This window comes from Kingella denitrificans ATCC 33394, assembly GCF_000190695.1.
GTDB lineage: Bacteria > Pseudomonadota > Gammaproteobacteria > Burkholderiales > Neisseriaceae > Kingella_A > Kingella_A denitrificans.
The window spans coordinates 1,985,263-1,996,428 of record NZ_GL870929.1 but is presented as its reverse complement, the minus strand read 5'-3'; the positions used below and the strand labels follow the sequence as shown (position 1 = coordinate 1,996,428).

Annotated in this window: 11 protein-coding genes; 10 read left to right on the top strand and 1 reads right to left on the bottom strand. The window is 54.9% G+C overall.

The window, feature by feature from the left end:
- Positions 1-289: 289 nt before the first annotated feature.
- On the bottom strand, positions 290-3,964 hold the full coding sequence (locus tag HMPREF9098_RS10015) for a nitrate reductase subunit alpha (RefSeq protein WP_003784479.1): 3,675 nt from the start codon (positions 3,962-3,964) through the stop codon (positions 290-292).
- Between the two features lie 475 nt (positions 3,965-4,439).
- On the opposite strand from HMPREF9098_RS10015, the gene HMPREF9098_RS10010 reads away from it, so the two are divergent.
- The 10 genes from HMPREF9098_RS10010 (at position 4,440) to HMPREF9098_RS09965 (ending at position 11,156) form a co-directional block, all read left to right on the top strand.
- Positions 4,440-5,708 (top strand): molybdopterin molybdotransferase MoeA, encoded by a 1,269-nt coding sequence (locus HMPREF9098_RS10010; RefSeq protein WP_003784476.1) that lies wholly within the window; start codon positions 4,440-4,442, stop codon positions 5,706-5,708.
- A 123-nt stretch (positions 5,709-5,831) separates the two neighbouring features.
- Positions 5,832-6,806, top strand: coding sequence for a GTP 3',8-cyclase MoaA (gene moaA, locus HMPREF9098_RS10005; protein ID WP_003784474.1), 975 nt, complete (start codon positions 5,832-5,834; stop codon positions 6,804-6,806).
- 2 nt (positions 6,807-6,808) lie between these two features.
- Positions 6,809-7,351 carry a molybdenum cofactor biosynthesis protein B gene (gene moaB / locus HMPREF9098_RS10000; RefSeq protein ID WP_003784473.1) on the top strand — a complete coding sequence of 181 codons (543 nt, stop codon included), beginning with the start codon at positions 6,809-6,811 and terminating at the stop codon, positions 7,349-7,351.
- Positions 7,352-7,432: 81 nt separating this feature from the next.
- Positions 7,433-8,185 (top strand): DUF4328 domain-containing protein, encoded by a 753-nt coding sequence (locus HMPREF9098_RS09995; RefSeq protein ID WP_003784472.1) that lies wholly within the window; start codon positions 7,433-7,435, stop codon positions 8,183-8,185.
- Complete coding sequence (mobA, locus tag HMPREF9098_RS09990; protein ID WP_003784471.1) at positions 8,182-8,796, top strand: molybdenum cofactor guanylyltransferase; 615 nt, start codon at positions 8,182-8,184, stop codon at positions 8,794-8,796. The genes HMPREF9098_RS09995 and mobA overlap by 4 nt, the downstream gene beginning before the upstream one ends.
- Before the next feature lie 14 nt (positions 8,797-8,810).
- Positions 8,811-9,287 carry a cyclic pyranopterin monophosphate synthase MoaC gene (gene moaC, locus HMPREF9098_RS09985; protein WP_003784470.1) on the top strand — a complete coding sequence of 159 codons (477 nt, stop codon included), beginning with the start codon at positions 8,811-8,813 and terminating at the stop codon, positions 9,285-9,287.
- Positions 9,288-9,346: 59 nt separating this feature from the next.
- Entirely contained in the window at positions 9,347-9,832 is a 486-nt protein-coding gene (locus HMPREF9098_RS09980) for a DUF6636 domain-containing protein (protein ID WP_003784468.1), read from the top strand.
- A gap of 73 nt (positions 9,833-9,905) precedes the next feature.
- Positions 9,906-10,391: a DUF6636 domain-containing protein gene (locus HMPREF9098_RS09975; RefSeq protein WP_003784465.1), complete on the top strand. Its 486-nt coding sequence runs from the start codon at positions 9,906-9,908 to the stop codon at positions 10,389-10,391.
- A gap of 77 nt (positions 10,392-10,468) precedes the next feature.
- Positions 10,469-10,717 carry a molybdopterin converting factor subunit 1 gene (gene moaD / locus HMPREF9098_RS09970; RefSeq protein ID WP_003784462.1) on the top strand — a complete coding sequence of 83 codons (249 nt, stop codon included), beginning with the start codon at positions 10,469-10,471 and terminating at the stop codon, positions 10,715-10,717.
- Position 10,718: 1 nt separating this feature from the next.
- Complete coding sequence (locus HMPREF9098_RS09965) at positions 10,719-11,156, top strand: molybdenum cofactor biosynthesis protein MoaE (protein WP_003784461.1); 438 nt, start codon at positions 10,719-10,721, stop codon at positions 11,154-11,156.
- The last annotated feature ends 10 nt before the right edge of the window (positions 11,157-11,166 follow it).

The window sequence follows — 11,166 nt, the reverse complement described above, 5'->3', positions numbered from 1 at the left end:
TTCAAGTCGGCACTTTGGTGCAGCACGGTGCGGACGGCTTGGTCTGGGTTGTCTTGCAAATAAGGGGCGATGTCTAAAATACTGGGAATATTCATGGCGGTTCTCCACAGGGGGATGGTTTTTCAAAGCAGCCTGCACAATGAATTTGCAGGTGCAGTCTGGGTTGTCTTGCAAATAAGGGGCGATGTCTAAAATGCTGGGAATGTTCATGGCGGTTCTCCACAGGGGGATGGCTTTTCAAAGCAGCCTGCACAATGAATTTGCAGGTGCAGGCTGCTTTTGGAACGGTTTATGCCGGTTCGTCCATCCAGTCAATTTCGTTCATCTTACGAACAATCACCCATTCATCACGGTTACTGCCCACGGTGCCGTAGTAGTTAAAGCCGTACGCCAGTTGTGCATAACCGCCAATCATATGGGTCGGATTCAACACGGCTCGGGTAACCGAGTTGTGGATACCGCCGCGTTTTTGCGTGGTTTCCGCCGCCGGCGTGTGCACCAATTTTTCCTGCGCGTGATACATCAGAATCATCGTTTCGGGAATACGTTGGCTCACAATCACACGGCAGGCAATCGCACCGTTGGCATTGAACACTTCCACCCAGTCGTTATCCACCAGGCCTGCTTTTTTCGCGTCGATTTCGGAAATCCACACGTGCGGACCGCCGCGGGACAGCGTGAGCATGCGCAGGTTTTCGGAATAAGTGGAGTGGATGCCCCATTTTTGGTGCGGCGTTAAGAAATTCAATGTGATTTCCGTGTTGCCGTTCGGTTTCATGCCCAGCAGTTTTTTCGTGGTTTTCAAATCGACTGCGGGACGGTAGGCACAGAAGTCCACGCCGAAATCACGCATCCATTTGTGGTCTTGATAGAAATGCTGGCGGCCGGTCAGCGTGCGCCAAGGAATCAGCTCATGCACGTTAGTGTAACCTGCGGTGTAGCACACTTCTTCGCTTTCCACGCCGGACCAAATCGGCGAAGTAACGATTTTGCGCGGTTGCGCCACAATGTCGCGGAAGCGGATGGCGGTGTGCTCGCTCGAGTTAATCAGGTGCGTATGGTCGCGGCCTGTCGCTTTCCCCAAGGCTTCCCATGCTTTTTTGGACACATGACCGTTGGTTTCGGGGGCCAGCGTCAAAATCATTTCTGCCGCATCGATGGCGGTTTCCAGTTTCGGTTGGCCTTTGCCCGCACCTTCGGAACGCACGCCGTTCAGTTTGCGCAAGAATTCCACTTCGTGCTTCGTATCCCACGCCATGCCTTTGCCGTTGTTGTTGATTTTTTCCAATAGCGGGCCGATTGCCGTATATTTTTCATATACTTTGCTGTAATCGCGTTCCACCACGGTAATGTTCGGCATGGTTTTTCCGGGAATCGGTTCGCATTCGCCCAGTTTCCAGTCTTTCGGATCAAAAGGCTGACCCAATTCGCCCGGGCTGTCGTGCATCAGCGGCGTTAATACGACGTCTTTGCGCGTACCCAGATAATCGCCCGCCAGTTCGCTGAATTTCTTCGCCAAACCTTTGTAGATTTCCCAGTCGGATTTGCTTTGCCACAAAGGTTGCACTGCTTCGGTGAACGGGTGGATGAACGGGTGCATGTCGGACGTGTTCAAGTCGTGTTTTTCGTACCAGGTGGCGGTTGGGAAAATCACGTCGGCATACAGGCAAGTCGTGTTCATGCGGAAGTCCAGCAGGGTAAACAAATCCAGTTTGCCCTCGGGCGCTTCGCCCATTTTGACTTCTTTCGGTTTCAGGCAGTCTTCTTCTTCCGACATCAAGCCGTTTTGCGTGCCCAACAGGTATTTCAGGAAATATTCGTGGCCTTTGCCAGAAGAACCCAAAATATTGGAGCGCCATACAAACATATTGCGCGGCCAGTTTTTCGGATTTTCAGGGTCGTTGCACGACATATCCAGAGAGCCGTCTTTCAAACCGCGAACGATATAATCCGCTGCGCTGATGCCTTCTTTGTCGGCAGCATCCGTAATATCCAACGGATTTTCACGCATTTGCGGTGCGGAAGGCGTCCAGCCCATGCGCTCGGCCTTCGCATTCAAGTCGATAGCAGTCATGCCGTCCCACAATGCTTTGGTGGCATCGGGTGCCAGCAGTTCGCTGGTGCCCAATTTTTCATGACGGTATTGGCCGGTATGCGCATAGAAGAATGATGTGCCGGCCATTTGGCGTGCCGGACGATGCCAGTCAAGCGCAAATGTAAGCGGTGTCCAACCGGATTGCGGACGCAGTTTTTCCTGTCCCACATAATGGCACCAACCACCGCCGGATTTACCGATGGTGCCGCACATCATCAGCATGTTGATAAGGCCGCGGTAGTTCATGTCCAAGTGGTACCAGTGGTTCAGGCCGGCACCCACAATCACCATGGAACGGCCTTTGGTATCGTGTGCGTTTTGTGCAAATTCACGCGCCACACGAATCACCAATTCCGGTTTCACACCGGTGTGTTTTTCCTGCCATGCAGGGGTGTAAGGTTTGTCTTCAAAATAATCTTTGGCAACGTTTTCATCGTCCAAACCGTTGTCCACGCCGTATTGTGCAATCAGCAAATCGAATACGGTCGCCACTAGTTGCGTTTCGCCGTTGGCCAACGTGATTTTCTTCACTGGCACTTTGCGGTAAATCATTTCGTCGTGTTCGCCGCCATAGTAGCCGAAGCCAACGCGCACCACATCGTCCGCACGCTCTTTCAACGAACGTGCGGCCAAGATTTCCTGGCCTTGCGCTTTGGTTTCCAAGTTCCATTTGGCGCTGCCGTCCCAACGGAAACCCACAGAACCGTTCGGCACGGCCAGGCTGTCGGCATTCTCATCCCAAACAATGGTTTTCCATTCGGCATTTTTCTCTTCGCCCAACTGCTGATCCAGCTGGGACGCACGCAGGCAGTAACCCGGACGGTAGCCTTGCTCGTCTTTGTTCAGGCACACCAGCATCGGCATATCGGTCAGGCGGCGGGTGTAGTCTTCAAAATAATCGGACGGATTGTCGATGTGGAATTCTTTCAGAATCACATGTCCCATGGCCATGGCCAATGCCGCATCCGTACCTTGGCGCGGCGCCATCCAGATATCGCTGAATTTCGCCATTTCGCCGAAGTCGGAAGAGATGGCGACGGTTTTCGTACCTTTGTAACGCACTTCGGTGTAGAAGTGTGCGTCCGGCGTACGCGTCATCGGAATATTCGAACCCCAAACCAATAGGTAGTTGGAGTTATACCAGTCGGCAGATTCGGCAACGTCGGTTTGCTCGCCCCATGTTTGCGGCGATGCCGGCGGCAAGTCACAATACCAGTCGTAGAACGACAGGGGCACGCCGCCAATCAGGCCCAGATAGCGCGCACCGGCGGCATAACTCACCATCGACATGGCCGGAATAGGCGAGAAGCCGATAACGCGGTCAGGGCCGTATTGTTTGATGGTGTATGCGTTGGCGGCGGCAACCAGCTCGTAAGCCTCTTCCCAAGTGGAACGTACGAAACCGCCCAAGCCGCGTTGGGATTTGTAGGATTTGGAGCGGTCTTTGTCGCTCACAATCCATTCCCACGCTTCAATCGGGTTTTTGGTTTTGCGTGCTTCGCGCCACAGTTCGGCCAATGCGCCGCGCATCATCGGATATTTAATGCGCTGTGCGGAATACACATACCAACTGAAAGACGCACCGCGCGGACAGCCGCGTGGTTCGTGGTTCGGCAAATCGGGGCGTGTGCGCGGATAGTCCGTCTGCTGCGTCTCCCATGTGATAATGCCGCTTTTCACGTAAATCTTCCAACTGCACGAACCGGTACAGTTCACGCCGTGCGTGGAGCGGACGACTTTATCGTGCGCCCAGCGGCCGCGGTAGGCCTGCTCCCAACGGCGGTCTTCGGTCGTTAAAACGCCGTGCCCGTTGGAAAACGGTTCGCGTTTTTGCTTGAAAAAGGTTAATCTGTCTAAGAAGTGGCTCATATCGCTAGTCCTATGTTTTATTTTGCTTTACTGCTTACCCCAAAAGGGAACTAACTTTTTGTAGGCTTTGCAGTTTATGGAAGAGCGGTGTGAAAAACCATTCTTCCAAAGCGTGTATGCCTCACTCAATGTGGGTTAGACGGTATAGTTATTTCGGACTATTCCCAATCCGACAGAATATGGTTTCCCTCATCGGGCTTGGCAAAAGTGCAGGCTGCTTTTTCAGGCGGAAAAATAAGAAAACCGTGAAAATATGAATACTTAAAGGCGCTTTATCCATGCCGCTTCCTCCTGTGCAGGCTGCTTTCCCGATGCGCGCAGAACACCAAAGCAGCCTGCACCCTAATCCTTTCGGCTTACCTTAAAATAATTCGTTTTAATTGCTTTTTGTACTTTTTAGGAATTTTGCTTTTAAAACCAATCCACCATAATGCCACACGTTCCTATTAACCCTTCCACCGACGGAGTTCCGACAATGGCATTGACGACTGTGCAAGAACTGCAAACCCTGATTCAGCAAAAAATCCGCCAAAAAATGCCGCAATCCAACCTGTTGAACCAACCGGAAAACACAGAAAAAATCACCATCGTCCAATCGGTCGGCCGCGTGCTGGCACAAGACGTGATTTCGCCGCTCAACGTGCCCAACGCCAACGTGTCCGCCATGGACGGCTATGCCCTGCCGCAAGCCGCCGCTGCCGGTTCGCGCTGGAAAGTGGGTGGCATTTCCGCCGCAGGGCACGCCTTTGAAGGCAGCCTGCACTCGGAAAACGAATGCGTCCGCATTATGACGGGTGCCGTGGTGCCGCGCGGAATGCGCACCGTCGTTTTGCAGGAAAACGTGGAACTGCTGGAAGAAAACGACGAACAATACATTGTCTTAAAACAAAACGCCGAAGAACGCAGCAATATCCGCTATGCCGGCGAAGAAATCACACAGGGCGCGATTGTATTGCAGCGCGGACGTATTTTGCGCGAAGCCGACGTGCTGCTGCTGGCCAGCTTGGGCTTGGACAGCGTATCCGTGTTCCGCAAAATCCGCGTGGCCGTTTTGTCCACGGGCGACGAACTGCGCGACCCCGGCACGCCGCTGGACGGCAGCGACAAAATCTACGACAGCAACCGCTACATGCTGATGGCGCGGCTGCAATCATTGCCGATTGAAGTAATTGACCTGAAAAAAGTGGACGACGATTTGGAAAGCGTGATGCGCGTGCTGGAAAGCGCCATGCGCTCGGCAGACGTCGTCATCTCGTCCGGCGGCGTATCGGTGGGCGATTTCGACTACCTGCGCGAAGCCGTGCTGCGATTGGGCGCCATCCACCATTACAAAGTCGCCATCAAGCCGGGCAAACCGTTCGTGTTCGGGCAAATGGGGCAAACATGGTATTTCGGCCTGCCGGGCAACCCGATTTCGGGCTATGTCGGCCTGGATATTTTCTTGAAATCCGCCCTGTGGCAGCTGTGCGGCGCCGGCGAAACGCAAATCCCGCAACCTTTGCGCTTTGAAGCCGTGTTGTCCGCCCCCGTGAAAAAAGCGCCCGGCCGCATGGACATCCAGCGCGCGCTCATCACGCAGGCGGAAGACGGCTCATGGCAGGCTGCACCGTGCGGCCCGCAGGATTCGCACCGCGTTTTGGGCATCAGCCAGGCTAATGCCTATCTGATTCTGCCTTTGGAAAGCGGCCCGCTGCCCGCCGGCGAACGCGTTACCGTGCAGCCGTTCTTGGAAACCTTCCTGTAACCCGCAGCCGACATCGAACACCACACCCGATACACGATCAAGGCCACTGCCATGTGCAGGCTGCTTTTCAGACCGTTCAAAAAGCAGCCTGCACATGGAAAAACAATACAAAAATAAACCATTATGAATTTAACCGACCCATTCAACCGCCGTTTGAGCTACCTGCGCCTGTCCGTCACCGACCTGTGCAACTACCGCTGCAACTACTGCCTGCCCAACGGCTATCAAGGCAAAGCCAAGCCGGACGAACTCACCCTGCCCGAAATCGAAACGCTGGCGGCCGTGTTCGCCCAAAACGGCACACGCAAAATCCGCATCACGGGTGGCGAACCCACCCTGCGCCGCGACCTGCCCGACATCATCGCCGCCTGCCGCGCACAGCCCGAAATCCAGCACATTGCCCTTACCACCAACGCCTTCAAACTCGGCAAACTGTTTCCCCAATACCGCGCCGCCGGGTTGGACAAGCTCAACGTCAGCATCGACAGCTTCAACCCCGAAACCTTCTTCAAAATCACTGGCAAACAAGAATGCCGCCATATCCTGAACGATTTGGAAAACATTCTGGCGGAAGGCTTCAACAACGTTAAAATCAACACCTTATTATTGCGCGAGCACATTGCCGAGACCCTGCCCGATGCCATTCGTTTTGTGAAAACGCGCCCCGTTACCCTGCGCTTTATCGAACTGATGCAGACGGGCGACAACCTGAATTTTTTCAACGCGCAGCACATTTCCGCCGCCACCATCGAGCAAGACTTGATAGCGCAAGGCTGGCAGCTCCAACCGCGTGGCGAACACGCCGGCCCAGCGCGCGAATACTATCACCGCGATTTTGCCGGCGGCATCGGCTTCATCGCGCCGTACAGCAAAGATTTCTGCAACACCTGCAACCGACTGCGCATCACATCGCAGGGCAAAATGCACTTGTGCCTGTTCGGCGGAGTGTCGTATGATTTGCGTGATTTTCTGCGCCGCGGCGACCGCGAAGGCTTGACGGAATTTTTGCACGAAACCATGCGCCTGAAGCCCGAGCATCATTACCTGCACAACAAGAAAGTCGGACTCATCACCAATTTATCCATGACAGGAGGCTAGCCATGACCGAAGACAATCCGTTCAAAAAACCACCGCCCGCATTCCGCCCGCTCAATATCCACATTCTGACCGTTACCGACACCCGCAGCGCGAAGGAAGACGGCAGCGGCAATTATCTGGCGCAGGCGGTGCAGGATGGCGAACACATCGTCCATTCGCGCGATTTGGTGCGTGACGAGCTGTACGACATCCGTGCGCGCGTTTCCGTTGCCATCGCCAATCCCGAAATCCAAGTCGTCCTGATTACCGGCGGCACGGGCATGTTCCCGCGCGACATCACCACCGATGCGGTGGAATTGCTGTTTGAACGCAAAATCGACGGCTTCGGCGAAATGTTCCGCGCCGTTTCCTACGAAGAAATCGGCATGTCCACCATCCAATCGCGCGCCGTGGCCGGCATTGCCAACAAAACCCTGATTTTCTGCCTGCCCGGCTCCACCGGCGCATGCCGCACCGCTTGGGAGAAAATCATCCGGAAACAATTAGACCCGCGCATCGAAAGCTGTGGCTTCACGCGTGTGTTCAATATGTGGGACAAGCAGTAAACAGAACCGAGGTGCAGGCTGCTTTTGGATTTCAGGCAGCCTGCACGTTATGTTTCCTTGCACAATGCCCAGCCATCGATAATGAAAACGCAAATAGAATCATATCAATACAAGGATTTGAACCATCTGTCGAACTGGGTCAAGATTCTGACCTGCTGCTACATTGCCAGCCTGCTGGCCAACATCGTGCAGAATTTTTTACTGCTGCAACAGCTGAACCGTCTTTCCGCTGCTTTTCAAGCGCAAGATTACGGCAATATCCAAGCAATACAGCACAATATCGATGGCATATTTTCAACACAAAACATCACCAGTATCTTTTTTATTGTTTTATTTATTTGCAGCACCATCGCTGTCGGCATCTGGATATATCGCGCCAATGCCAACGCACTTGCGCTCGGATTGGGCATTAAAAAAACACCGGGCTGGGCTATCGGCAGTTTCTTCATTCCTTTGGCCGACATGTTCGCCCCCTACCAAGCCATGAAAAAGATGGCATGCAACAGCTTAAATGCCGTTCAGAAAACCCTGCCTGCCCTATTGCTGCCTTTTTGGTGGGGCACATGGTTGCTCTACCGAATAATCGGCGGCCTATCTGCCAAAATGCAACTCGATGCCGAACAAATATTGAAGCAAACCAACCCTGACGACCTACAGTCAATTTTAAGCAGCCTGCAACTGCTCATGAACATCCAGCAGACTGGCTGGATTGCCGATGCTTCCGGCATCATTTGCGCATTGCTGCTGTTAAACCTGGTGCCGCGCGTCACCCAAGCGCAAACCCAAATCGCACAGACAATTATCAAAACCCCCGTTCAGGCAGACCAAACATGAACACTCCCCTGCTCATCTTGTGCGGCGGGCAAAGCTCGCGGATGGGCAGCCCGAAGCCGCTGCTCATGTTCCGCGGGCAGACGCTGATTGCGCGGCAGGTACACAACGCCCTGCCCTGCCGCCCCGTGTGGCTGGCCGCCGACCATTTCCGCTATCCGGATACCGATGGCGCGGCATACTTGCCCGACTGCCTGCCCGGCAAACAGGGCGCGCTCTCTGCCATCCTGCCTGCGCTGCTGGAAGCCAAACGGCAAGGTTGCGCAGGGCTTTATGTTGTGTCGTGCGACACACTGCTGCTACCGGAACAGCTGATTGCACTGCTGGACACTGCCGCCGAACATCCGGAATTCGCACAAGGCATTACCCTGCTGCAAGACGGCGGGCAACTTCTGCCACTGCTCGCCCATTGGTCGGTCAGCATTGCAGGCAGCCTGCACGCGGCGGTGGAAAGCGGCAATCGGCGCGTGCAGCAGTTTGTGCGGCAGCAGGTGCACCAAACCGTGCCGCTGCCGCCCGAATGGGCAGCGCTCTGCAATTTCAATACGCCCGAAGAATTTGAACGCGCCGTGCAGGCTGCCTCCGACCATGCCGAAAAGCAGCCTGCACTTTAAAATGGAGAATAAAGATGAGCCAAATCACACATTTAACCTCAGACGGGCACACGCACATGGTGGACGTGTCCGACAAATCCGTCACCAAACGCATTGCCGTTGCCGAGGGCACGGTCTATTTTCCGCCCGAAGTGTATGCGCAAATCCAAGCGTCGCACGGGCAGACCGCCAAAGGCACGATTACCGAAATCGCCCGCATTGCCGGCATTATGGCCGCCAAAAATACCGCCGGCATCATCCCGCTCTGCCATCCGATGATGCTGGAACGCTGCAAATTGTTTTTGGAATATCAAGAGGATAAAAGCAGCCTGCACATCCGTGCCGAAGTGGGCGTTACCCATAAAACCGGCGTGGAAATGGAGGCGCTGACCGCCGTTTCCGCCGCCGCGCTGACCGTGTACGACATGACCAAGGCGTTGAGCCACGACATTGTGATTGGCGATATCCGCCTGCTGCACAAATCGGGCGGAAAAAGTGAATTTAACCGATAAACCATCGGCACATTTGCGCTAAAATACGCTTTTTTCATTATCCGCCAAAAGGAACGTTGATGAACAGGACACCCCGCACACTGGCCGCCCTACTGCTTGCCTGCACCACCCTCGCCGCTCACGCCGATAACCGCGCCTACCGCAATACATCATTGGGCAATCTGGAATTCACCTCGCCCAGCAAAAACATCCGCTGCCAAGGCGATATACCCGCCGACCCTCATTCCGATTACGAAGGCTACAACGGTATAACCTGCAGCGTGTACCGTAACAACAACACCATTCCCAAGCTGCCCCACCCGAAAGACTGCCCGCTCGACAGCCTGACGGTGTTTACAATGCACAGCACAGGCAAATCCGCACGCGAAGCCCAATGCTCCGGCGACCCGTATTACAATTTTGACACGCCCGTCAAAGCCCTGCCTTATGGCGAAACCCTGCGCGGCAATGGCTGGCAGTGTTCCAGCAGCACCAACGGCATCCGCTGCGAAAACAAAAGCGGGCACGGCTTCGAGCTGAATCAGCGCCGTCAATGGCTGTTTTGATATTTGCGCTTAGCAGAGCAGATAACGCCACCCCAGGACACATTTCTTTCATTATCCACAAGAAGAAACGTTGATGAACATGACACCCCGCGCGATTGCTGCCCTGCTGCTCGCCTGCACCACCCTCGCCGCCCATGCCGATAACCGCGCCTACCGCGATACAGTATTGGGCCACCTGGAATTCACATCGCCCAGCAAAAACATCCGCTGCCGAGGCGACGAGCCTACCGATCCTACTGCCGACTTCAAAGGCTTCAACGGCGTGACATGCAGCGTGTACCGCGACAACGCCACCATTCCCGAGCTGCCCCACCCGAAAGGCTGCCCGACCGACAGCCTGACGGTGTTTACACTGCACAGCACAGGCAAATCCGCACGTGAAGCCGAATGCTCCGGCGACCCGTATTACACTTTCCACAGGCCGGTCAAAGCCCTGCCTTATGGCGAAACCCTGCGCGGCAACGGCTGGCAGTGTTCCAGCAGCACCAACGGTATCCGCTGCGAAAACAAAAGCGGGCACGGCTTCGAGCTGAACCAGCACCGTCAACGGCTGTTTTGATATTTGCGCTTGGCAGATAACCCCAACCCACCCTAAAAGCAGCCTGCACCTCTTGGGCAGGCCGCACCCTTAGCACCATGAAGACCCGACACATCACCATTCTCTATTTCGCCGCCCTGCGCGAACAGGCGGGCAAAGAACAGGAAACGCGCTCCACCGCCGCGCAAACGCCTGCCGAACTGTATGCCGAATTGCAGGCTGCTTATGCCTTCGATTTGCCGCAGGAACGCCTGCGCGCCGCCGTCAACCATGCCTTTTGCGACTGGCAAACCGCTTTAAATGATGGCGACACCGTAGCATTTATCCCACCCGTATCAGGAGGTTGAAATGACGGAACATTTTGCCATTACTGAGCAGGCCATCGACCCGAACGCCCTGCGCGAACAACTGACGCAAAAAGCCAACTGCGGCGCGTTCTGCAGCTTTGAAGGCTGGGTGCGCGACCACAACGACGGCAAAAACGTGGACTATTTGATTTACAGCACCTATCCCGAACTGGTGCTGTCGCAAGGCAACGCGGTGATTGAGCAAGCAAAACGGCAGTTTGCCATTGAAGATGCCGTTTGCGTGCACCGCGTGGGGCGTTTGGACATCGGCGATATGGCGGTTTGGGTGGGCGTAACCGCCGGCCACCGCGATGCCGCTTTTGCCGCCTGCCGCTTCATTATCGACACGGTGAAAGCAGAAGTGCCGATTTGGAAACAAGAATTTTACGCGGATAGCCAGCACCAAACCGCCTGGTTGGCCAATCCGGAAGCCTTGTAACACGGTCGGC

Bases quoted from the DNA above. Each gene is read 5' to 3' on its own strand.
- HMPREF9098_RS09975 (WP_003784465.1), top strand. From the start codon at position 9,906: ATGAACATGACACCCCGCGCGATTGCTGCCCTGCTGCTCGCCTGCACC.
- moaA (WP_003784474.1), top strand. From the start codon at position 5,832: ATGAATTTAACCGACCCATTCAACCGCCGTTTGAGCTACCTGCGCCTG.
- HMPREF9098_RS10010 (WP_003784476.1), top strand. From the start codon at position 4,440: ATGGCATTGACGACTGTGCAAGAACTGCAAACCCTGATTCAGCAAAAA.
- HMPREF9098_RS09995 (WP_003784472.1), top strand. From the start codon at position 7,433: ATGAAAACGCAAATAGAATCATATCAATACAAGGATTTGAACCATCTG.
- HMPREF9098_RS09965 (WP_003784461.1), top strand. From the start codon at position 10,719: ATGACGGAACATTTTGCCATTACTGAGCAGGCCATCGACCCGAACGCC.
- moaD (WP_003784462.1), top strand. From the start codon at position 10,469: ATGAAGACCCGACACATCACCATTCTCTATTTCGCCGCCCTGCGCGAA.
- moaB (WP_003784473.1), top strand. From the start codon at position 6,809: ATGACCGAAGACAATCCGTTCAAAAAACCACCGCCCGCATTCCGCCCG.
- mobA (WP_003784471.1), top strand. From the start codon at position 8,182: ATGAACACTCCCCTGCTCATCTTGTGCGGCGGGCAAAGCTCGCGGATG.
- HMPREF9098_RS09980 (WP_003784468.1), top strand. From the start codon at position 9,347: ATGAACAGGACACCCCGCACACTGGCCGCCCTACTGCTTGCCTGCACC.
- moaC (WP_003784470.1), top strand. From the start codon at position 8,811: ATGAGCCAAATCACACATTTAACCTCAGACGGGCACACGCACATGGTG.
- HMPREF9098_RS10015 (WP_003784479.1), bottom strand. From the start codon at position 3,964: ATGAGCCACTTCTTAGACAGATTAACCTTTTTCAAGCAAAAACGCGAA.